Below are 22,608 nucleotides of genomic sequence, written 5' to 3'. Positions count from 1 at the left end.
TAAAGGCAAAAGACAAAGGCCGTTAGCGCTCCTTGGTTTCTTCCAGGACCGTGCGGCCGAGCAGCGCATAGCGCTCAGGGGACCGGCGCTTCAGATACTGCGCGTAGCCGATGCCCGTCGCCGCCACCAGCGCTACCAGCCACGGCGTTGCCTTCAGGAGGAGTGAGTCGGACTCCGAGCCCGCTGCCACGCTCATGTTGGAGACGAGGAGCAGGACCACCGCCAGCATCGCCACACCGCCGAGCAGCGGAGCGGTGAAGGTCTTGAACCAGTGGCGGCTCTCGGGGTGGTGGGTGCGGAAGTACGCCAGCACCGCGAACGAGCACACCGCCTGGACGACCAGGATGGCCATCGTGCCGAGGATCGCGAGCAGGACGTACAGCGCGTTGGCCGGGTCCTTGCTCGTGGCCCAGAACGCGACGATCAGAACCGCGCTGATCACGGTCTGCACGAAGCCCGCGATGTGCGGGGAGCCGTGCTTGGCGTGGGTGCGGCCGATGGTGTTCTTGAGGGAAGGGAGGACGCCCTCGCGGCCCAGCGCGTACATGTAGCGGCTGGCGCAGTTGTGGAAGGCCATGCCGCAGGCGAGCGAGCCGGTGATCATCAGCCACTGCATGAGGTCGACCGCCCAGTGGCCGACGTAGTGCTCGGTGGGGTTGAAGAAGAGGGCGAGCGGGTTCGCGGACGAGGCGACCTTGACGGCCTCGGTCTCGCCGTTGCCGATGATGGCCATCCAGGAGACGAAGACGTAGAAGACGCCGACGCCGAGGACCGAGATCATCGTGGCCTTGGGGATGATCTTCTTCGGGTCGCGGGACTCCTCGCCGTACATCGCCGTCGACTCGAAGCCGACCCAGGACCAGAAGGCGAAGAAGAGGCCGAGACCGGCGGACGTTCCCTTGAACGCGTTGACCGGGTTGACCGGGCCGAAGGTGAAGCCGTGCGGGCCGCCGCCGTGCAGGGCGACCGAGATCGCCATCGCGGCGAGGACGGTCACCTCCGTGCCGAGGAGGACGACGAGCAGCTTCTCCGCGACCGAGACGCCGAACCACGTGCCCGTCGCGTTGACCGCCAGCATCACCAGCGCGAAGACCCACCACGGGATGTCAAGTCCCGTCTGGTCCTTGAAGGTTCCGGTGGCGAAGGTCGAGAAGATGCCGATCAGCGCCGGCTCGAACACGACGTACGCGAAGGTGGCGAGGAGGCCGGAGGCGAGGCCGACGGTGCGGCCGAGGCCGTAGGAGATGAAGCCGTAGAACGCGCCCGTCGAGGTGATGTGCTTGGCCATCGAGGTGAAGCCGACGGAAAAGATTGCCAGGACGACCATTGCGACGAGGTAGCTCGCCGGGGCGCCTATGCCGTTGCCGGACGAGACCATGAAGGGCACGTTGCCGGTCATCGCGGTGATCGGGGCGGCGGTCGCGACGGCCATGAAGACCACGCCCAGCAGGCCGATGGCGTTGGGCTTGAGCCGGTGAACGGCGCCGTCCTCGCTTGTGTTCGCCGCGGGGGCGACTCCTTCGTCCACTGCCATCGGGATGGCTCCTCTCCTGCTGCTCGGGTGGGTCTACGGTGCGGAACTCTGTCGGCCGAATGAGTCCGGCAAGGGTTTCCGTGCGTTAAATGTTTGTCAACCAGACCTTTAGAAATCTGGCGAAATCCGGTGGCAACACGGGCCTCGTACGGTCGCCGTCATGAGTACGTACACCTCGACCCTCGGCGGGCACCGTTATCGCTTCGGCTCCCTCGCGCGGCTGCTCGCCGCCGCGAGTCCCGAGCGCTCCGGCGACCGGCTGGCGGGGCTGGCCGCGGAAAGTGCCCAGGAGCGGGTGGCGGCGCGGTGGGCGCTGGCGGACGTGCCGCTGACCGCCTTTCTCGCCGAGCCGGTGATCCCGTACGAGACCGACGACGTGACCCGGCTGATCGTCGACACGCATGACGCGGCGGCGTTCGCGGCGGTGGCCGGGCTGTCGGTCGGCGGGTTCCGGGAGTGGCTGCTGACGGCGGACACCGCTCAACTGGCCGCCGTAGCGCCCGGGTTGACGCCGGAGATGGTGGCGGCCGTGTCCAAGCTGATGGGCAACGCGGATCTGGTCGCCGTCGCGCGCAAGGTTCAGGTGGTCACCGCCTTCCGGTCGACGATCGGGCTGCCGGGGAGGCTCGCCACCCGGCTCCAGCCCAACCACCCCACCGACGACCCGGCGGGCGTGGCCGCGGCCCTGCTCGACGGGCTGCTGCTCGGCTCCGGCGACGCGGTGATCGGCATCAACCCGGCGACCGACAGCCCCAAGGCGGTACGGGACCTGCTGGAGCTGCTGGACGGAGTCATCCAGCGCTACGCGATCCCCACCCAGTCCTGCGTGCTGTCCCACGTCACGACGAGCATGGACCTGATGGCACGCGGGGCGCCGGTCGACCTCGTCTTCCAGTCCATCGCCGGCACCCAGGCGGCCAACGCGTCCTTCGGCGTCACGCTGGGGCTGCTGGACGAGGCCTACGAGGCGGCACGGGCGCTCGGCCGGGGCACGGTCGGCTCCAACGTCATGTACTTCGAGACCGGCCAGGGCAGCGCGCTGTCGGCGGACGCGCACCACGGGGTGGACCAGCAGACGGTGGAGGCACGGGCGTACGCGGTCGCCCGCCGCTACGACCCGCTGCTCGTGAACACGGTCGTCGGCTTCATCGGCCCGGAGTACCTCTACGACGGCCGGCAGATCCTCCGCGCCGCCCTGGAGGACCACTTCTGCGGCAAGGTGCTCGGCCTGCCGATGGGTCTGGACATCTGCTACACCAACCACGCCGACGCGGACGACGACGACATCGCCACCATGCTCACCATGCTCGGCGTGGCCGGCGCGTCCTTCGTGATCTGCACACCGGGCGGCGACGACATCATGCTCAACTACCAATCCGCCTCGTACCACGACGCGTTGTACCTCCGCGAGGTCCTCGGCCTGCGCCCGGCACCGGAGTTCGAGACCTGGCTCGACTCGATCGGCCTGCTGGGCGAGGGCGGAGAGATCAGGGACGTATCGGCTACGGCCCACCCGTTGGCGGCGATCGGAAGGGAACTGGTGGCATGACGACCGGTCAAGTGGAGCTGCTGGGCGGGGAGTTGTGGCCGACCCTGCGCCGCCACACCCAGGCGAGGATCGGCCTCGGGAGGGCGGGCTCCGGTCTGCCCACCCACCACCGGCTGGAGTTGCAGGCCGCGCACGCGGCGGCGCGGGACGCGGTGCACTCGCCGTTCGCGCCGGACGTGGTGGCCGCGGCACTGGGCGGCGAGCCGACGGTACGGGTCCGCAGCGCGGCGCCCGACCGGCTCACCTACCTCCAACGCCCGGACCTGGGACGCCGGTTGGACCCCGCCGACCGCGCGCACCTCCCCGTGGGCGACTGGGACGTCGTCTTCGTCGTCGCCGACGGCCTTTCCAGCCGGGCCGTGCACGAGCACGCGGCCGCGATGGTCCGCGCGACGACGGCCCTCCTCCCGACGTCCTGGCAGGTGGCCCCGGTGATCCTCGCCGAACAGGCCCGCGTGGCCCTCGGCGACGACATCGCCTCGGCGATGGGCGCGACGATGGTCGTCGTCCTCGTCGGCGAACGCCCCGGCATGTCGGCGGCGGACTCCCTCGGCGCGTACCTCACGTACCGCCCGAAGCCGGGCGTGACGACGGACGCGGACAGGAACTGCCTGTCCAACATCCGGCCGCCACTGGGGCTGACGTATGAGCTGGCGGCGGGGAAGCTGGCGGGCTTGATGGGGAGGGCGCGGGAGTCGGGGGCGACGGGCGTGACGCTCAAGGACGACTCGGACGCGCCGATCCTGAATTCCAGCGTCCAAAAATGAGCCCCTCCGCTTCTTGAGTCGCCTGGGCCCCAAGATCAGCCCCTCCGCTTCTTGAGTCACCTGGGTCCCAAAATCAGCCCCTCCGGCGTTTGAGGAGCGGGGGCCCGGGGGCCGGCCCCCGAGGCGGGGTCGAAGGGGCCGCGCCCCTGGGGGATGGGACGGGTAGGGGCGGCGGGGGCGAGAGAACCCCGCCTCACCCCGGCAACGTAAGCCCCCAAGCCCCCTCCCGCACCACCCACGTCCGGGTCCGCACCGGCCCCGCCACCACCGCGTCCGCCCGATACCGGAAATCCGCCCCGGACACGGTGACCGATCGCCCCCGCGCACACAGCGGCGAAGCCTCCGCGCCCACCGACACCGGCCGCACCTCGACCTCCGCCAGCCCCGAGGCCGACGGACGTACGGAGACCGTCTCCACCGGCTGGTCCAGGTCGACCAGGGTGACCCCGTCGACCTCGACCCGGAGCCGGGCCGGTCCGAACCGGGGCACACCGTCGAGCGACTCCCGCTCCCGTGACGGCCGGGCCGGCACCAGGGTCCGTACCAGCGACTGACAGGTCCGCAGCCACGACGCGTGCCCGGAGCCGGCGGGCGAGGGCACCGCGGGCGAGGGGAGCGAGGGGATCCGCAGCGCGCCGAGCACCACCCCGTCGCTGTCGTCGACCAGCAGGTCCATCCGCCGTACGACCCCGTCGAGCACCGCCCGCGCCGCCGCCACCGCCCCCGTGGGCACCCCCAGCGCCCCCGCCAGGGACAGCGCGCCCCCCACCGGCACCATCGACAGGGCGCATCCGGCCAGCTCCCGCTGGCGGTGCAGCAGGGACACGGTCCGCATCAGGGCCCGGTCGTCGCCCACCAGCACCGGTCGCCGTGAGCCCCGCCGCGCGAGGACCCGGGCGAATTCCTCGGGCCCCTCCGGCATGCACACCTTGGTCGCCGCACCCGCGCTGAGCACGTCTTTCGCGATGCGGACGGACTCTCCGTCGGTGCGCCGGGCGACCGGATCGATGACGACCAGGAGCTGATCGGAAGTCGCGAAAGTCGCCACCTCGGCCATGCCTCGCTTCCTCGGGTAGCATCTTTGTGCAAGAGCCCCTTGCGCTATTGCGCCAGGGGCTTCGTCTATTCCGGGGCATCCGGTCCGACGGGTTGCGGCCGACGAGGGTCGCTGACGTACGAGGCACACGCTGTGCGGCGTACGTCTCTGACCTTGGACATGCCCCGCCCGGAAGGGGTGTACGCGCGTGCCCGCACTTGTGCTGCTCGGTGCTCAGTGGGGTGACGAAGGCAAGGGAAAGGCGACGGACCTGCTAGGTGGGTCCGTCGACTATGTGGTGCGCTACCAGGGCGGCAACAACGCCGGCCACACGGTAGTCGTGGGCGATCAGAAGTACGCCCTTCACCTGCTCCCTTCCGGGATCCTCACACCGGAGTGCACTCCGGTCATCGGCAACGGTGTCGTCGTCGACCCGTCGGTCCTGTTCTCCGAGCTGAACGGGCTGAACGAGCGCGGCGTCGACACGTCCAAGCTCCTGATCAGCGGTAACGCTCACATCATCACGCCCTACAACGTGACGGTGGACAAGGTGACGGAGCGCTTCCTCGGGAAGCGGAAGATCGGGACGACGGGCCGCGGTATCGGGCCCACCTACGCGGACAAGATCAACCGCGTCGGCATCCGGGTCCAGGACCTCTACGACGAGTCGATCCTGACGCAGAAGGTCGAGGCGTCCCTCGACATCAAGAACCAGATGCTCACCAAGCTCTACAACCGGCGCGCGATCGCCATCGAGCAGGTCGTCGAGGAGCTGCTGTCCTACGCGGACCGCCTCAAGCCCTACGTCGCCGACACGGTCCTCGTCCTCAACCAGGCGCTGGACCAGGACAAGGTCGTCCTCTTCGAGGGCGGGCAGGGCACCCTCCTCGACATCGACCACGGGACCTATCCCTTCGTCACGTCCTCGAACCCCACCGCGGGCGGCGCGTGCACGGGCGCGGGTGTCGGCCCCACCAAGATCAGCCGGGTCATCGGCATCCTGAAGGCCTACACGACCCGCGTCGGCTCGGGCCCGTTCCCGACCGAGCTGTTCGACGCGGACGGCGACGCGCTGCGCCGTATCGGCGGCGAGCGGGGTGTCACCACCGGCCGTGACCGGCGCTGCGGCTGGTTCGACGCGGTCATCGCCCGCTACGCGACCCGCGTGAACGGCCTGACCGACTTCTTCCTCACCAAGCTCGACGTCCTCACCGGCTGGGAAGAGATCCCGGTCTGTGTGGCCTACGAGATCGACGGCAGGCGTGTCGAGGAACTCCCGTACTCGCAGACCGACTTCCACCACGCGAAGCCGATCTACGAGAACCTGCCCGGCTGGAGCGAGGACATCACGAAGGCCAAGACCTTCGCGGACCTCCCGAAGAACGCGCAGGCGTATGTGAAGGCGCTGGAGGAGATGTCGGGCGCGCCGATCTCCGCGATCGGTGTCGGACCGGGACGTACCGAGACGATCGAGATCAACTCGTTCATCTAGGACGGCGGTTGAGCCGTCCATGACGGCCGCACTTGGGCCGGTCTTGGGAAACCTTGACCGGCCCTTGGGCTGTCCGTGGTTACGCCGGTAACAGGCGGAGGCCAGCATCTACGCGGGTAGCCCGCCGCGCCCCGCACGCACCACCCGCCCTCTGTGCCCTTCCAGGAGCCCTGAATGCCCGTCAATCCCATGAACCGCCGTGAGTTCGTGCAGAAGTCCGCCGTCACCGGCGCTGTCGTGGCCGTCGCGGGGACGGCGGCGGCGACCCCGGCCGAGGCCGCCGACCGGCACAAGCCGAAGCCCAAGCCGAAGACCTGGTCGTTCTCCGTCCTGGGTACGACCGACCTGCACAGCCACGTCTTCAACTGGGACTACTACACCAACGCCGCCCCGGTGGACTCCAAGGGCAACACCTACGGCATCGCCCGCATCGCCACCCTGGTCAAGAACCTGCGCGCCGAGAAGGGCGAGGACCGGGTGCTGCTCGTCGACGCGGGCGACATCATCCAGGGCACGTCCCTCGCGTACTACTACGCGAACGTCGACCCCATCACGGGCAAGGACGGCAAGCGCGGCCCCAAGCACCCCATGGCCGTCGCCATGAACGAGATGCGCTACGACGCCGCCGCCCTCGGCAACCACGAGTTCAACTACGGCGTGGACGTGCTGCGCGCCTTCGAGAAGCAGTGTCGTTTCCCGCTGCTCGGCGCCAACGCCCTGGACGCGAAGACCCTCAGGCCCGCCTTCGAGCCCTACACGGTCAAGCGCATCAAGGTGCCCGGCGCGCCCGACATCAAGGTCGGCATCCTCGGCCTCACCAACCCGGGCATCGCGCTGTGGGACAAGGACAACGTCAGCGGCAAGCTGGTCTTCCCGGGGCTCGTCGAGCAGGCGAAGAAGTACGTGCCGCGGCTGCGCGCGCTCGGCTGCGACGTCGTCTTCCTCACCGACCACTCCGGTCTGGACGGCTCGACGTCGTGGGGCGACGAACTCCCGTACGTGGAGAACGCGTCGAACCTGGTCGCCCAGCAGGTCCCCGGCATCGACGCGATCCTCGTCGGCCACACCCACGTCGACGTCCCCACCTACACGGTCAAGAACGACGAGACCGGCGAGGACGTCCTCCTGTCCGAGCCGTACTGCTACGGCTACCGCCTGTCCGTCTTCGACTTCGAGCTGGAACTCGTGCGCGGCTGCTGGAAGATCACCGGCAAGACGGCGACCACGCTCAACAGCAACACGGTCGCCGAGGACCCGAAGATCACCGAACTCCTCACCGCCGACCACGACCTGGTCGTCAAGTACGTCAACACGGCGATCGGCACCAGCACCGTGGACATGTCGACCGCGGAGGCCTGCTGGAAGGACGTCCCCGCCATCGACTTCATCCACGAGGTCCAGATGGAGACGGTGAAGGCGGGCCTGTCGGCGGCGGACGCCGCGCTCCCGCTGATCTCGGTGGCGGCCTGCTTCAGCCGCACCGCCGACATCCCCAAGGGCGACGTGACCATCCGCGACGTCGCCGGCCTCTACATCTACGAGAACACCCTCTACGGCAAGAAGCTCACCGGCGCCCAGCTCAAGGACTACCTGGAGTACGCGGCGAAGTACTACCACCAGGTCCCGGCCGGCACCGCGGTCGACACCGCGACCCTCACCAACGCCAACAGCTTCTGGGACTACATGTACGACACGGCGGCCGGTGTCTCCTACGAGATCGACATCGCGGCGGCCGAGGGCTCCCGCATCAAGAACCTCACCTACAACGGCGCCGCGATCCCCGACGACCAGGTCTTCGTCGTCGCGGTCAACAACTACCGCGCCAACGGCGGCAGCGGCTACCCGCACATCGCCGCCGCGGAGTCCGCGTACAGCTCCACCAACCAGGTCCGCGACCTGATGATCGCCTACGCCACGGCCAAGGGCACGATCGACCCGTCGACGTTCGCGGCCACCAACTGGAAGCTGACCCAGGCCGGCACGCCGGTCTTCTAGGAATTCCAGGAGTTCCAGGGGTCCGCTTCCTGGCAACAGGCTGTGTGTCCCTGTGAGTTGCTGTGAATGATCAACTTCACGGCCTCTTCACACCGGACATTAACTATGTTCCGTCCATGTCATATCGAAGACGGTTTTCCCCGGCTGCCGTACGACGTACGGCAGCCGGGTTGTCCCTGTTGTTGCTCTCGGCGGCTGTGACGGATGCACCCTTCAGGTCAGGCACATTCGCCGAAGCCACCTCAACTCCGTCCGCTCCGAAGACCTTTCAGGTCACCCCTGCGGTGGACACCGGCAGCGAGGGCGCCGCGAAGGCGCTGTCGTTTCTGACGCCGGACCAACTCGCCCGCAGGCAGGCCAAGTTGACCGGGGAGCGGGTCGAACTGACCTCGCAGCGCACCGCGGACACCACGACGTACGTCAACCCCGACGGCACCCTCACCACCGAGAGCTACGCCGGTCCCATCCGGGTCCAGGACAGCGACGGGACCTGGGAGTCCATCGACACCGAACTCTCCGACACCGGTGCCGCGTTGGAGCCGCAGGCCGCGGCCGCCGACATCACAGTCTCCGACGGCGGGGACACCCGTCTCGCCTCCGTGTCGGCGGACGGCAAGTCGTTCGGGATGAGCTGGCCCGATGCTCTGCCCACCCCGTCCATCGACGGCGACACCGCCTCGTACGACGTGGGCGACGACCAGAAGCTGACCGTCACCGCGCTGCCGCAGGGCTTCTCGGAGAACGTCGTACTCGACTCCGCCCCGGCCGACGGCACCGTCTCCTACCGGATACCCCTGGCACTGCACGGGCTGACCGTCTCCAAGGCGTCCACGGGCCATCTGCTGCTCAAGGACGACGACGGCGACCTGGTCGCCGAGGCCCCGGCGCCGATGATGTGGGACTCCTCCAAGGACCCGGCCTCCGGCGAGTCGAAGCACGTCGCGGCCGTGGACTACGGGATAGAGACCGCCGCGGACGGCACCCAGACCCTGGTCCTCACCCCTGACGCGTCCTACTTCGACGAGGACCTGACCTACCCGGTCACCGTCGACCCGACCAGCACCCTGGCGGTGACCACCGACACCTGGGTAGCCACCAACTACCCCGACTCGCAGCTGTCTTCGGCAGAGCTGAAGTCGGGCACGTACAACGGCGGTGACACGATCGCCCGTTCCTATCTGAAGTTCGACGTCTCGGACTTCGTGGGCACGGACATCGTCGACACCAACCTGGCCCTGTACTCGTACTGGTCGTCGTCCTGCTCGACTGCGGGCTCGGGCACCCAGGTGCGCCGCATCACCTCGTCCTGGTCCTCCTCGACGATCGCGTGGGGCAGTGAGCCGACTTCCACCAGCACAGGTGCGGTCACCAGCACGGCCGCCAAGGGCTACTCGGACGACTGCCCGGCCGGCACCGTCAACTTCGACATCGACGACATCGTCCAGGCCTGGGCGGACGGTTCCACCAACTACGGCCTGAAGATCAAGGGCGTCAGCGAGACCGACAGCCTGACCTGGCGCCGCTGGCGCTCGGCCAACTACGTCTCCGGGGACGGCTCGACCGAGCCGCACCTGACCGTGACGTACAACTCGTACCCGAAGACGCCGAGTTCGCTGACCGTCTCGCCCAGCACCACCAGTGGCAGCGAGAAGATCGTCACGTCGGTCACCCCGGTGTTCTCGGCCAAGGCCTCCGACGTCGACTCCGGTGCCAAGGTCCGCGTTCAGTACGCGATCGAGCCGGACCCCGACTACGCCGACACCACGTACACACTGACCAAGTCCACCGCGTACGTCGCCTCAGGCAAGGCGGCCGCCCTCAGCGTGCCGACCTCGACACCGCTACCGGACGGCAAGCACTTGCGCATCCGCGCCCGCGCCTACGACGGCACCGACTACTCGACGGCCTGGACCGCATGGACGCCGTACACCGTCGACACCGGCGCACTGGACATCCCGGATGTGCCGACCGGACTGCAGACGGGTGCGACCGAGACGACCACCCCACTGCTCACGGGTGTCGTGAACGCGCCCGGCCAGGCGAGCGTTGTGGCGCAGTACCAGCTGTACGACGCTTCCGGCGCGGTCGTCGGCAGCACGCCGCTGGGCACCACGACCGCCGACAGCGGCAGCCGGGCCGCCCTTCAGGTGCCGGACGGTCTGCTGACCGACGGGAATACCTACTCCTGGAAGGTGCGCGCCTGTGCCGGTGATGTCTGCTCCTCCTACACGGCCAAGCAGAGTTTCACTCTCGACGTCGTGGCAGACACGGACACCGACGACGGCACGGACACCTCCAGCGGCACCGCGCCGTCGGCTGTCACCGACCTGACCGGACGCGCAGGGGAGGCCGGCGCCCTGGTCACCTGGAGCCCGCCGGCGTCCACCGGCGTCACCACGGCCGACGACATCACCTACACCGTCACGGCCAAGGTCAAGGGCAGCAGCGCGACCACGACCACCGCGACGACCACAGGCACCTCGGCGGTGCTGACCGGGTTGACCAACGGCACCGCGTACACGTTCACGGTGACGGCCACCAACACCTACGGCACCAGCGCCTCTGTGACGTCCTCGGCGGTCACCCCGGCCGCGGTCACCGGCGGCACAGCTGCCTACCAGGCCGTACTGCAGGACTACTTGGAGGCTCAGAACGCCCTGCTCACCGGCGATGCCGCCAACGCGGCGACGGCCGCCGACGCGAGCGACACCGGCGCCGGCTTCAGCGGCCTCCTGGACACCGAGCAGACCCTGCCGCTGACCGACCGGGCCGCGCTCACCAGCGGTGACATGGACACCGAGGCACCCGCGGTCACCCTGACCGGCGTCCTGGCGATGGCGAACTCCGACGGCACGGTCACGCTTCGGGCGACCTCCAGCAACGCCTCCACCACGACCGCGGGCATCGACACCGATGACCCCGACGCCACCGACACCGCGGAGGCCACTACCGGGCTGTACACCTTCACCCCCGGAAGCCCGCCGGTCCTGACCGGCCATGCCGACGCCGACGCCGTCGAGGCCGTCGTCAGCGCGGGCGACGACGCGCTCACCGAGTTCGCCGACGAGGCGTCCGCAAACAGCGGCCTCAGCGACGACGGCGCCCCGTCGGCCGTGGCCACCGACGCGGACGGCAACCTGATCGACGACACGAGCACGACGACCACCAGCACGGCCACCGCCGCGTCCTTCAAGGCCCAGCAGATCTCGACCAGCATCTCGTGGAGCGGCGTCGCCTCCTACGCGAAGGCGCACTGGAACGACTCCGCCGAGTACTCCGAGGACTGCACCAACTTCGCCTCCAAGTCCCTCAACCGCGGCGGGGGCATGGCGATGAAGTACGGTCCGGCCTCCAAGCGGGCGAACATCGGCTATTGGTGGCGCAGGAGCAGGATCACCCACCCGCTGCATCCGCAGTCGTACACATGGGCGGGCGCGCCGTTCCTGGCACAGTTCATCTCCGCCATGGCGACGTGGAAGTGGCATTCGGGCCCGAGCGGTGTGCAGATCGGTGACATCGTCTTCTACAACCAGGACGGCACGAGCTTCAAGGGCATCGACCACACGGCCGTCGTCACCAAAATCGATTCCAAGGGCAACATCTACATCAGCCAGCACGGCAAGAATCGCAAGAACTACCCCATGAAGAAGCAGAAGACGAAGGCCCTGTGGGTCGTCACCGTCTACCCCAACTACTAGTAGGAGAACGGCAGATGACGACACCGATCCTGGCCCCCTCTGAGGGCAGGACCCTTTTGGTGGGCGAGTCCGTGCTCAGCGGGGCATCCGCTGTGTGGTGGACCTACCTGCTGTGGGCCCACCGCAACGTGCTCTACGCCGTCCCCGCCGCCGTGACGTTGATCCTCACGGTCGTGCTGTCACTGCTGGTGACATGGGTCCTGTGGCACCGGGCCGGAAAACTCAAGGGCGTGAACCTGGCGTTGGTCGCGGTACGCGGGGTCGCGGTGCTCGCCTTGACCCTGTGGTTTCTCCAAGACCTGTAACTCAGGCGGTACTTGAGACAAACACGGCCCACGCTTTGCCGGAGACGGTGAGGTGTGGGCCGTCGGGGTTCTTGGAGTCGCGGATGTGGATGGTGTGGGAGCGGGCCGCGGTCTCGACGCAGTTCCCGCCGCCGCTGTAACTCGACTTGAACCAGCGCAAGGTGTCGGTGCCGCTCATCGTTCTTCTCCTGCCAACCGCTCGATGAGGCTCAGTGAATCGTCGGGGCTCAGAGCCTGTGCGCGGATCTTCGCATAGCGGTGGGCCAGTTGGGAGACCTCCGGCGGATCGCTGATCAGGATGCCCTGGTCCTCGATCTCCATGTGGACGACGTGCTCGTGCTCCTTCGTCACCACCAACTTCATGGAGCCACGGTCACCGGCGTATGTTCCTCGCAACCCGCGATCCAGCGGCAGTACTTGCACGCAGACATTGTCCCGGTGCGCGCGTCCTGGGCGAGCGAGCGCAATTGCTCCCGCTGGACCTCCCAACTGCCGAACGGCCGCCTCAGCTCGCTCTCTTCGAGGATCAGCTCGATCATCGGAGCCGGGTCCCGGTCGAAGAGCTTCCTGCGGGCAAGTGGTGCCTCGACCAATTCCTCGCGCTTCTGCTCGGGCACTGGCGGGAGACTGCCACCGATCAACGCCCGTGCATAGAGGCCTCGGTCTGGAACAGGCCGTCGACGACCAGCGTCTCGTAGGACGACAGCGAGACAGCCTCGCCCTCCATCTCCGCGAACCCACGGAAGCGGTCGGGTGCTTCTCCAGCAGCATCCACTTGCGCGCCTCTTCGAAGACCCCGAGCCCGCCCCCGACCTGCTCCTCCAACTTGGCGAGCATCTTCGCTCGCGGGCTGCGCACCTGTCTCCATCGCGCTGATGGCGGACCCGGTGTAGCCGGTCGTCTTGCCCAACTCCACCTGTGTGAGCCCCTACGCCGCTCGCCTCCGACTTGTTCTCCGCCCGCGCCATTGCGGTCACCCCCGGACTCAACCGAACTCAACCGGTCACCAGCACTCCGCACTGCTGTCCGACCGTTGCCGGTGGTCGACGCAGAGTTATGGAAGAAGGTGGCTGTGACTGCCGAGACTGTCCCCATGGATACGCAAGGTGACCTGAAATGGAGCCCCGCGACCGGCATCCAACTCCGTAAGGCAGGGGTCCAGTTCGACGCGGTACAGGTGGACGGCGACGAGGGCAGAGGCCCTGCGGACAGGCTGGCCCGCATGACAGGAGGGACGCCCGGTCCCGTCGTAGTAGAGGAAGCGACGGACAACCGCCCGGTCTACTTCCTGGTCCCGGCTCTCAACGGCCAGACCTGGCGCTTGACTTGGCGCTGCCGCCCGACGACCCCGGACCACTTGGTCCACATACTGCTCCTGCGCTCCGGGGGTGTGGTTCGGGCTCTGTCCTGAATTGCGCTCGCACGGGGAGACGGCAGCGAGGCCAAGGGGTGCTGCGAGACGCGCTTCCGGTGGCGCTCACCGACGAGGGTCACGATCGGACGGAGCAGGTCTGGCGGGATCTCGGGCCGGCCGGTCCGCCGAGCACGGTCCCATCCGGCACGTAGTGACCGCCGACCCTGACGCGTACGCCGACATGCCGCTCGTGCGGACGATCCGGTTGCCGCGTCAGAGGTGAGCGAGAAAGGGGGCACTCTCGCCGGGACGCCCCCTTTGTCCGGGCATATCCTGAAGTCATCCGGCCCGCGCACGCCGACCAGGAGAAGGTGACTGCGATGCGCATGATGCTGAAAGCGTCCATGGACACGGAGAAGGGGAACGAGGCCATCCGCAACGGGACTCTGGGGAAGCTGATGGAGGAGTCCCTGGAGCAGATCAAGCCCGAGGCGGCCTACTTCACCGCCGACGGCGGCAAGCGCACCGCGTTCCTGTTCTTCGACCTGAAGGACCCCTCCGACATTCCGTCGATCAGTGAGCCGTTCTTCCTCAACCTGGGTGCGGAGCTGACCTGGACCCCGGTGATGAACGCGGAGGACGTCCAGACGGGTCTCGGCAAGATCCGCTAGGCCCTCACTCCTGCGGTGTCCCCTGGATCTTGGCGAGGGTCAGGACACCGCCGCCGATGCCCCATCCGGCGTCGGCGACCTCTTCCACCAGGACGAGCGTGGTGGCCCGTGCGCCGTCGCCGAAGATCTCGGCGTACAGGTCCGTGGTGCGCGTGATGATCTGTTCCTTCTGCTCGGCGGTGAGGGCGCCGGCGGGGACCTTGAAGTTCGCGAACGGCATGGTGCTCTCTTTCGTAGCGCTGTCGGTGTGCGGCAACTGTCCGTCCCCGGCGTCCGCCGGGCCAGGGCTGAGCCCACCCAGGGGTTGGCGACCCCTGGCTCCGACCCCGGCGGAGAGGCGACGATGAGCGGGTGAACCTTCCCGAACTCGCGGCGTTCCTCAAGTCCCGGCGCAACCGGGTCCGGCCGGCCGACGTCGGTCTGTCCGTCGGGCCCCGGCGCCGGGTGCCCGGTCTGCGGCGCGAGGAGGTCGCGCAACTGGCGGGCCTGTCCGCCGACTACTACACCGAGCTGGAGCGCGGACGCGGCGCCCAGCCCTCGGCCCAGACACTGAACGCCCTGGCCCGTGCGCTACGGCTGGGCGGCGACCAGCGCGACCACCTGTTCCACCTCGCCGACAGGCCGCTGCCCGAGTCGGCGCGTGGCACGGGCGCGCGGCACGTACAGCCCGCCCTGCTCGGGCTGCTGGACCGGCTGGCCACCACCCCGGCCCAGGTCATCACCGACCTGCACGAGACCCTCGTACAGAATGAACTGGCCGCCGCCCTGCTCGGGCGGGCGCCGGAACCGCGCGGGCCCGCCACCGGCTTCGCGTACCGCTGGTTCACCGATCCCGCCGCCCGCGCCCTTTACCCGCCCGAGGACCATCCGCACCACTCACGGGTCTTCGTCGCCGACCTGCAGGCGGTGGCCGCCCGCCGCAGCCGCGACAGTGAGGTCGCCGGGATGACGGCCGCGCTGCGGCGGCGCAGCGCGGAGTTCGCCGCCCTGTGGGACACCCATGACGTCGGCCTGCGCCGCACCGATCACAAGCGCATCGTGCATCCCACGCTGGGGATCATCGAACTGGACTGCCACAGTCTGTTCAGCGAGGACGGCCGCCAGCGCCTCCTGTGGTTCACGGCCCCGCCCGGTACCGAGGGCGCCGCCCAGCTCGAACTGCTCGGCGTCATCGGCACGCAGGACATGGCCGCCACCGAGGACACCCCCGGCACGCGTCGCTAGCTGAACACGATCATCGAGCCCTGGGCCAGGCTGCGCGTCGCCGCCGCGTGCAGCCCGAGCCACACGTGACGCTCGCGCGCGAACGGGCTGGGATCGTAGGGCGCGGCGACGGCCGGTTCCTCCAACTCCGTGGGAGCGGCGGGGGGTTGCGGCGGCGTGGGCGGGTTCGCGGCGTCGATGCCGATCGTCGGGGCCACGAACTCCAGCTCGCGCAGGAGGGTTTGGGACGAGCCCAACGGGCCGCCGCCCGCGAGGAGTTCGTCGTTCGCGAGGGGGTGCGGGAAGTCGACCGGGACGTAGGCGCCCGCGTGGTCGTAGTGCCAGACCAGGTGGGACTGCTGGGCCGTGGTCTCGAACATCTCCAAAAGCTGCTCGTAGTCGCCGCCCAGGTCGTCCACCGGCGTCACCGGGAGACCGCAGACCTGGAGGAGGTAGGCCCGGCGCAGGAAGTGCAGCGCGTCGTAGTCGAAGCCCGCGACCGGGGCGACCTCCCCGGACAGTCCCGGCATGTACTGGTACACCGGCACCGGAGGGAGCCCGGCCTCGGCCAGCAGCGAGTTGTAGAGCGCGAGTTCGTCGGCGAACGGATTGTCGGGGGTGTGGCACAACACGTCGACGAGCGGGACCAGCCACAGGTCACAGGCCAAAAGGGGCTCCTCGGTTACTCGCTGCGCAGCGTGGTGTTCGCATGGTGGTCAGGCAAGAGTAGGGGGAAGAGTAGTCGGTGCGGCCCGGGTCAGCTCCCCTCGTGCAGGTCCCATACCCACACGCCGTCCACCCACTTACCGGGTTTGCCGACCAGCTTTTCCACAGCTGTGCGCAGCTTGTCGTCGTTGGGCTGCGGCGCGATCACCAGGGCGCCCGCGTGCCAGTACGCGAAGTCCGCCTTGGCCTGCGCCTGCCAGTTCTTGCCGATCGTGGGGATGACGCCGGTGTAGCGCACGTCCCGCAGCATGTTCGAGGTGTAGCGCGGCGAGGCGCCGTAGATGCCGATGCGGTCGGCGCCGTAGGGGCCGTTGAAGTAGCCGCCCGGCATCTTGAAGCCGAGGTGGGCGGCCGTCTGCCAGTGCAGCGCCTCCGCCGCGCCGGGGTCCGCGAGCGGGATCGGGACCAGGGATTCGCCGGCGCGGACGTACGACTTGTAGGTGCCGTCCGTGAAGAAGGCCGGTACCGCGGCCCGGTCTACGGCCTTCAGCGGTGCGGGGACGAGCGGGAGCAGCGCCAGGCATACGGCGAGCAGGCCCACGTACTGCGTGCCCAACTCCCGTGTCGCCGCCAGCCGTTCGACCGCGAGCGCGACCAGCATGCCCAGCGCGGGTGCGCAGATCATCGCCACCCGGCCCTCGATCACCGACTCGAAGAGCGGCTTGTGGGCGAGCAGGGCCCAGGGGCCGGGGTAGATCGTGTCCGTGAGCGGGATGCGGATCTTGGGGCCCATGGAGAGGACCGCCGCCGCGATCGCCGTGAAGGCGAGCGCCTTGACGAGCGCGTGTTCCCACAGCCGTACGACGATCGCGAAGGCGAGGGCGACCAGCGGCCAGCCGTAGAAGGCGTTCTGCTCGGTGGGGTTGAGGGAGAGGGAGTTGGCGCGGATCTCGTCGCCCGCCATCAGGGAGCGTTCGGCGAAGGAGAGGAGCGCGAGGGGGCTGTTGCCCGCGTTGTCGCCGTGCAGGACGCTCTTGTAGCTCTGTGGACCGACGAACTGATACCAGAGGGGGATCAGGATGATCGGGGCGCAGACCAGCGCCGCGATCCCCAGGCCCTTGAGGAGCGGGCGCCAGGACGCCCGGACGACATCCCTGTTGAGGACGCCGTAGGACGCGGCGAACAGGACCATGCCGATCGACGCCAGGAGCAGCGGCTCCTCGCCGAGGAAGATCTGGTAGGCCGCCATCAGGCCGAGCACGACGCCGTCGCGGAGCACGCGGGTGCCCGCGCACAGGCGCAGGGCTCGGTCGACGATCAGCGGGATCATGAAGAGGATGACGAAGTTGGGGTGCGCGTTGGCGTGGCTGACCATCGGCGGGGCGAAGGCCGCGAGCGAGGCGCCGACGAAGGCCGCGGCCCGTTGCCGTACGACGCGCTTCACGATCAGCCAGTACCAGGCGGCGGCCGTGGCCGCGAGGCCGAGCGCCATGCAGACGCTGAGGGAGACCGCGGGGCCGGCCAGCAGGGTGAGCGGCGCGAAGGGGACCGACAGGCCGAGCATGACCGTGTTGGCCATGAGGTTCACGCCGTCGGGGAAGCCCTGGAGGTTGGAGAAGAACGGGTTGTGGAGGTGGGCCACGTTGTCGGCCGTGACCGCGAAGAACCACTCCCACTGGTTCTGGTCCTGGAGCGAGTCCTCCAGGTAGCGGTGGTTCGGGTCGAAGAAGCGGCCCGAGTAGAGGGCGACCGACATGAGGAGGAAGAGGAGGGGGACCAGGACGTCGACCGGGCGCAGGGAGCGGGCGCGGAGGCGGGCGAGTTCGGTGAGGACCCGGGCGTAGTCCAGGGGCCGTACCTTCGAACCGGACTGGTGGGCCCAGCGCACCGGGACCTCGGCGACGTCCCAGTCGGCGCGGCGGAAGTGCTGGAGGACCTCCACGTCGATGCCCCAGCCGTTGATGCGGGAGGCGGCGAAGGCCTCGCGGGCGCGGTCGCCGTCGAAGAGCTTGAAGCCGCACTGGGTGTCGCGTATGCCGGGGACCGCGGCCTGCCGTATGAGGAAGTTGCCGGCACGGCCCAGGAGTTCGCGGACCGGGTGCTGGTGGCTCTCGATGGTCGCGCCCGGCGCGGCCCGGGAGCCGATCGCCGCCGCTCGGCCCTCGCTCAGCTCCTTGTCGAGTTTCTCCAACTCCTCGATGGGCGCGGCCAGATCGGCGTCCGTGACCAGGACCCGGCGTCCGCGCGAGGCGGCGACCCCGAGGCGCAGGGCGTGGCCCTTGCCGCGGTTGCGGGGGCTGGTGACCAACTGCACACGGGGATTGTCCAGAGAGCGGGAGGTGACGACCTCCCTCGTCCCGTCGTCGGAGCCGTCGTCGGCGACGACGATCTCCCAGTCGCCGAAGCGGCCCTCGTTGTCGCGCAGATACGTGGTGATCGCGTCGAGCGTCGGCCCGAGCCGCTGTTCCTCGTTGTAGGCGGGCACGACGACACTGAGGTCCACGACGACGACACTGGGGTCCACGGCCGGAGCGGCCCTTTCCGGTCCGGTCACCGGGCGGCCAGCCGCTCGATGAGGTCGAGGGAGTGCTTGTTGTACGCCAGGACGATCGCGCGCGCGGCCGGGGTGTCGCGGCGCGCCAGGGCGTCGACGAGTTCGGTGTGCTCGGCCCACAACTGCCCGCGCAGATCGGTCAGTCGGCGCAGATGCTGCACCGTGCACACCCAGGACTGGACGCGCAGCCGGTGCAGGAAGTCGCCGAGGTAGGGGTTGCCGAACATGGTGCTCAGCTCGCGCCAGTACCGCAGGTCGTAGCCGATCAGCACGGTGAGGTCACCGGCCTCGGCGGCGCGCTGCGCCTCCTCGCCGCGGCGGCGGACCCCGGCGAGCGCGGCGACCGTGCGCGGGTCGTCGGTGCGGTCGAAGACGGGGTGGCCGCCGGCCAGCGCCAGGAACATGCCCTCGGTGACCAGGGCGCGGGCCTCGATCATCCCGCGGTGGTCGGCCACCGAGTACTCGTGGACGCGGAAGCCGCGGTGCTGGTCGGCCTCCAGGAGTCCCTGCGCGGAGAGATCGACGAGCGCTTCCCGGACCGGGGTCGCGGAGACGCCGTACTGCTCGGCGATCTCCTTGACCGTGAACTCCTGGCCGGGCTGGAGCCGGCCGGCCAGGACCTCGTCGCGAAGCGCGTCGGCGATCTGCTGCCGCAGGGTGCTGCGGGTCACGGCGCCGTTGCCGCTGCTTCCGGGCATCGTCGGAGCGTCTCCCTCGTCGCGTTCGATGGCGTACTCGTATATGTCTACGAGCACGTCACCTTACGCGTTCGGGTTCCCGCCCTGCCCGTATCCGGGCACCAGGGAGACGGACCCGCCCATTCCGGGTACTACGAGGTGAATTCGTCGGCCACGGAGAGCGCCGTGTCCAGGGCGGCGAGGCCTTCCTTCAGTTCGGCCTCGGTCACGTTGAGCGGCGGGACGACGTGGGTGCGGTTCATGTTGATGAAGGGCCACAGCCCCTGCTGCTTCGCGGCGGCCCCGAAGGCGGCCATCGCCGCGTTGGCCTCACCGGCCGCGTTGTACGGCACCAGCGGCTCGCGCGTCTCCCGGTCCTTCACCAGATCGAGCGCCCAGAACATGCCGACCCCGCGCACCTCCCCGACGCTCGGGTGCCGCTCGGCCAGCGCCCGCAGCGCGGGCTCGACGACCGCCGTACCGAGGTGCTTCGCGTTCTCCACGACACCTTCCTCGGCCATGACGTTGATCGTCGCGACGGCCGCGGCACAGGCCAGCGGGTGCCCGGAGTACGTCAGGCCGCCCGGGTAGGCCCGCTTGCCGAAGGTGTCCGCGATCGCGCCGGAGATGGCCACCCCGCCGAGCGGCACGTATCCGCTGTTCACACCCTTGGCGAAGGTCATCAGGTCCGGTACGACGTCGAACAGGTCGGCCGCGAACCACTCACCGGTGCGCCCGAACCCGGCCATCACCTCGTCGAGGACGAACACGATCCCGTACTTGTCGCAGATCTCCCGCACCCCGGCGAGATAGCCCGGCGGCGGCACCATGATCCCGGCCGTCCCCGGCACGGTCTCCAGCACGATCGCGGCGATCGTGGCGGGCCCCTCGAAGGCGATCGTCGTCTCCAGGTGTTCGAGCGCGCGCTCGCACTCCTGCGCCTCGGTCTCGGCATAGAAACGGGACCGGTACAGGAAGGGCGCCCAGAAGTGCACGACCCCGGCGGCGGCACCGTCGCTGGCCCAACGCCGCGGATCCCCGGTGAGGTTGATCGCCTGCTGCGTACCACCGTGGTACGAGCGGTACGCCGACAGCACCTTCGCCCGCCCGGTGTGCAGCCGGGCCATGCGCACGGCGTGCTCAATGGCGTCGGCCCCGCCATTGGTGAAGAAGATCTTGTCCAGATCCCCCGGCGTCCGCTCGGCGATCAGCCGGGCCGCCTCCGACCGGGCCTCGATCGCGAAGGCGGGCGCGAAGGTGGTGAGGGTCGCGGCCTGCTCCTGGATCGCGGCGACGACCTTCGGGTGCTGGTAGCCGATGTTCGTGTAGACGAGCCCACTGGTGAAGTCCAGGTAGCGCCTGCCGTCGTAGTCCCAGAAGTACGACCCCTCCGCGCCGGCCACGGCGAGCGGGTCGATGAGCTCCTGCGCGGACCAGGAGTGGAACACATGCGCACGGTCCGCGGCCTTCACGGCGGCGCCGGCCTGGGGGTTGGGCTGAGGGGTCATGGCGGCGAGCGTAAATGTCCGCGATGCGGAAAAGGTATCGGCGTCCTGTCTGCGGTCGGCGGCTTTCCGCGACAGGTTGTCCAGGGTGGGTGCCCGGTGCGGGGTGGGGGTCTGCTGGAGTGTGTACGTGAAACTAACCACTGTCAGCCCCTGTGACCAGTTAGAAATCACCCCAGCCTTTTGAAGAGGGGTGGTGCGGGGCGCGCGGTGCACGGCCGGGCCGGTCTCCCGTTACGGAACCGTAGACACCGCTCCGGCCGTCTCGTCGATTCCCCGCACTATTCTCGGTCTGTCGCGGAGCACAGGGGCTCGAACGGGGCGTGACCGGGGATTTCAGGGGAGGCGGCGCGGTCGTGGAGAAACTGGGGGCGGCCGATCCGCAGCGGATCGGGGCGTATCGGCTGTTGGGCCGGCTCGGGGCCGGGGGGATGGGGCAGGTGTACCTGGCCCGGTCGGACCGGGGGCGTACGGTCGCCGTCAAGCTGGTGCGGGAGGACCTGGCCGCGCAGGAGGAGTTCCGCGCCCGGTTCCGGCAGGAGGTGCAGGCCGCGCGGCAGGTCGGCGGGCACTGGACCGCGCCCGTCCTGGACGCCGACACCGAGGCCGCGGTGCCGTGGGTGGCCACCGGGTATGTCGCCGGGCCCACCCTGCAACAGGTGGTCGGCCGCGACCACGGTGCACTGCCCGAGCGTTCGGTACGCATCCTCGCGGCCGGGCTCGCGCACGCGCTCCAGGACATCCACGCCGCCGGCATCGTCCACCGCGACCTCAAACCGTCCAACGTGCTGGTCACCATCGACGGCCCCCGCGTCATCGACTTCGGCATAGCGCGCGCCCTGGAGACCGAGGCCGGCGACGGGCTCACCCGCACCGGCTCACTCGTCGGCTCGCCCGGATTCATGGCGCCGGAACAGGTGCGGGGCGACCGCATCACCCCCGCGTGCGACGTCTTCTGCCTCGGTTCCGTCCTCGCCTACGCCGCGACCGGCACCCTCCCCTTCGGCAGCGCGAGCAGCGGTGTCCACGCGCTGATGTTCCGCATCGCCCAGGAGGAACCCGACCTGACGGGCGTCCCCGAGGGCATCGCCGAACTGGTCCGCGACTGCCTGCGCAAGGACCCGGCCACCCGGCCCACCCTGGACCACATCCTCGACCGTACGGGCGCGGAGGACACGGTCTCCGGTGGCCGTTCCCGCGAACCCTGGCTGCCGAGCGGCCTGGTCGCCCAACTCGGGCGCCACGCGGTGCGGTTGCTCGACACGGAGGATCCGCAGACGGCGGAGCGGGTCCAGTTGGAGAAGGGGAGCGCTCCGGTGGTGCGGGCCCTTCAGGCTCGGGCTTCCGAGCCCCTGGCTCTGGAGGCGGCTCAGGGGGCCACGCCTGACGCACCTCCCACACCCACCGCACCTGCATCCCCCGCCCCTGCGTCCGTACCTCCTGGACCCGCGTCCGCACCTCCTGCGTCTGCATCCCCCGCACCCGCGTCCGCGGAGCCCGCCCCCGCCTCCGCATCCCCCGCACCCGCGTCTGCGAAGCCCGCCCCCGTCGCCGTAGAACATCCCGCCGTCCCCGAAGCCTCCCCCGAACACTCCCCGGCCT

Annotated in this window: 18 protein-coding genes and 1 pseudogene; 10 read left to right on the top strand and 9 right to left on the bottom strand. The window is 69.4% G+C overall.

Features of this window, described 5'->3' with window-relative positions:
• Positions 1-22: 22 nt before the first annotated feature.
• Positions 23-1,534, bottom strand: a complete 1,512-nt coding sequence (locus tag SSP08S_RS24940) for an APC family permease (protein ID WP_019070361.1) — start codon at positions 1,532-1,534, stop codon at positions 23-25.
• Between the two features lie 160 nt (positions 1,535-1,694).
• On the opposite strand from SSP08S_RS24940, the gene SSP08S_RS24935 reads away from it, so the two are divergent.
• Entirely contained in the window at positions 1,695-3,083 is a 1,389-nt protein-coding gene (locus SSP08S_RS24935; RefSeq protein ID WP_019070360.1) for an ethanolamine ammonia-lyase subunit EutB, read from the top strand.
• Positions 3,080-3,850 (top strand): ethanolamine ammonia-lyase subunit EutC, encoded by a 771-nt coding sequence (eutC, locus tag SSP08S_RS24930; RefSeq protein ID WP_019070359.1) that lies wholly within the window; start codon positions 3,080-3,082, stop codon positions 3,848-3,850. The genes SSP08S_RS24935 and eutC overlap by 4 nt, the downstream gene beginning before the upstream one ends.
• Positions 3,851-4,043: 193 nt before the next feature.
• Here eutC and SSP08S_RS24925 read toward each other — a convergent pair whose 3' ends face one another.
• A complete protein-coding gene (locus tag SSP08S_RS24925) occupies positions 4,044-4,907 on the bottom strand; it encodes a diacylglycerol kinase family protein (RefSeq protein ID WP_019070358.1) in 864 nt (287 codons plus the stop codon).
• A 187-nt stretch (positions 4,908-5,094) separates the two neighbouring features.
• Between SSP08S_RS24925 and SSP08S_RS24920 the strand changes: the two genes are divergently transcribed.
• From SSP08S_RS24920 to SSP08S_RS24905, 4 genes are all read left to right on the top strand, one after another.
• Positions 5,095-6,378 (top strand): adenylosuccinate synthase, encoded by a 1,284-nt coding sequence (locus SSP08S_RS24920; RefSeq protein ID WP_026178807.1) that lies wholly within the window; start codon positions 5,095-5,097, stop codon positions 6,376-6,378.
• A gap of 174 nt (positions 6,379-6,552) precedes the next feature.
• Positions 6,553-8,373, top strand: a complete 1,821-nt coding sequence (locus SSP08S_RS24915; protein WP_019070356.1) for a bifunctional metallophosphatase/5'-nucleotidase — start codon at positions 6,553-6,555, stop codon at positions 8,371-8,373.
• A 284-nt stretch (positions 8,374-8,657) separates the two neighbouring features.
• The gene (locus SSP08S_RS55785) at positions 8,658-12,071 is read left to right on the top strand and encodes a DNRLRE domain-containing protein (RefSeq protein ID WP_026178806.1); all 3,414 of its coding nucleotides are present in this window, start codon (positions 8,658-8,660) and stop codon (positions 12,069-12,071) included.
• Positions 12,072-12,085: 14 nt separating this feature from the next.
• Positions 12,086-12,376: a hypothetical protein gene (locus tag SSP08S_RS24905; RefSeq protein WP_063739179.1), complete on the top strand. Its 291-nt coding sequence runs from the start codon at positions 12,086-12,088 to the stop codon at positions 12,374-12,376.
• Between the two features lies 1 nt (position 12,377).
• On the opposite strand, the gene SSP08S_RS24900 is transcribed toward SSP08S_RS24905, so the two are convergent.
• Both SSP08S_RS24900 and SSP08S_RS55780 read right to left on the bottom strand, forming a co-directional pair.
• Positions 12,378-12,554 carry a DUF397 domain-containing protein gene (locus SSP08S_RS24900; protein ID WP_019070354.1) on the bottom strand — a complete coding sequence of 59 codons (177 nt, stop codon included), beginning with the start codon at positions 12,552-12,554 and terminating at the stop codon, positions 12,378-12,380.
• Positions 12,551-13,292: pseudogene (locus SSP08S_RS55780) on the bottom strand (DUF5753 domain-containing protein). The gene SSP08S_RS24900 and the pseudogene SSP08S_RS55780 overlap by 4 nt, the downstream one beginning before the upstream one ends.
• A 177-nt stretch (positions 13,293-13,469) precedes the next feature.
• On the opposite strand from SSP08S_RS55780, the gene SSP08S_RS24880 reads away from it, so the two are divergent.
• Positions 13,470-13,787: a hypothetical protein gene (locus SSP08S_RS24880; RefSeq protein WP_043259672.1), complete on the top strand. Its 318-nt coding sequence runs from the start codon at positions 13,470-13,472 to the stop codon at positions 13,785-13,787.
• 323 nt (positions 13,788-14,110) lie between these two features.
• Complete coding sequence (locus SSP08S_RS24875) at positions 14,111-14,401, top strand: hypothetical protein (RefSeq protein ID WP_019070351.1); 291 nt, start codon at positions 14,111-14,113, stop codon at positions 14,399-14,401.
• Positions 14,402-14,405: 4 nt separating this feature from the next.
• Here SSP08S_RS24875 and SSP08S_RS24870 read toward each other — a convergent pair whose 3' ends face one another.
• A complete protein-coding gene (locus SSP08S_RS24870; protein WP_019070350.1) occupies positions 14,406-14,621 on the bottom strand; it encodes a tautomerase family protein in 216 nt (71 codons plus the stop codon).
• Between the two features lie 131 nt (positions 14,622-14,752).
• Here SSP08S_RS24870 and SSP08S_RS24865 point away from each other — a divergent pair, with 131 nt between their 5' ends.
• A complete protein-coding gene (locus tag SSP08S_RS24865) occupies positions 14,753-15,625 on the top strand; it encodes a helix-turn-helix transcriptional regulator (protein WP_019070349.1) in 873 nt (290 codons plus the stop codon).
• On the opposite strand, the gene SSP08S_RS24860 is transcribed toward SSP08S_RS24865, so the two are convergent.
• The 4 genes from SSP08S_RS24860 to SSP08S_RS24845 form a co-directional block, all read right to left on the bottom strand.
• Positions 15,622-16,272, bottom strand: a complete 651-nt coding sequence (locus tag SSP08S_RS24860) for a putative DNA-mimic protein (RefSeq protein ID WP_019070348.1) — start codon at positions 16,270-16,272, stop codon at positions 15,622-15,624. The two genes, SSP08S_RS24865 and SSP08S_RS24860, sit on opposite strands and share 4 nt — an antisense overlap.
• An 89-nt stretch (positions 16,273-16,361) precedes the next feature.
• Positions 16,362-18,794, bottom strand: a complete 2,433-nt coding sequence (locus tag SSP08S_RS24855; protein WP_019070347.1) for a dolichyl-phosphate beta-glucosyltransferase — start codon at positions 18,792-18,794, stop codon at positions 16,362-16,364.
• 26 nt (positions 18,795-18,820) lie between these two features.
• Complete coding sequence (locus tag SSP08S_RS24850; protein ID WP_026178803.1) at positions 18,821-19,522, bottom strand: GntR family transcriptional regulator; 702 nt, start codon at positions 19,520-19,522, stop codon at positions 18,821-18,823.
• 131 nt (positions 19,523-19,653) lie between these two features.
• Positions 19,654-21,009 carry an aspartate aminotransferase family protein gene (locus SSP08S_RS24845; protein WP_019070345.1) on the bottom strand — a complete coding sequence of 452 codons (1,356 nt, stop codon included), beginning with the start codon at positions 21,007-21,009 and terminating at the stop codon, positions 19,654-19,656.
• A 353-nt stretch (positions 21,010-21,362) separates the two neighbouring features.
• On the opposite strand from SSP08S_RS24845, the gene SSP08S_RS55775 reads away from it, so the two are divergent.
• On the top strand, positions 21,363-22,608 hold a 1,246-nt coding region (locus tag SSP08S_RS55775; protein WP_019070344.1), incomplete at its 3' end, for a serine/threonine-protein kinase.

The organism is Streptomyces hokutonensis, assembly GCF_000376565.1.
In the GTDB taxonomy this organism is placed as follows: domain Bacteria; phylum Actinomycetota; class Actinomycetes; order Streptomycetales; family Streptomycetaceae; genus Streptomyces; species Streptomyces hokutonensis.
Note: the sequence above shows the minus strand (reverse complement) of the source record. Positions and strands in the feature narration are given on the sequence as shown.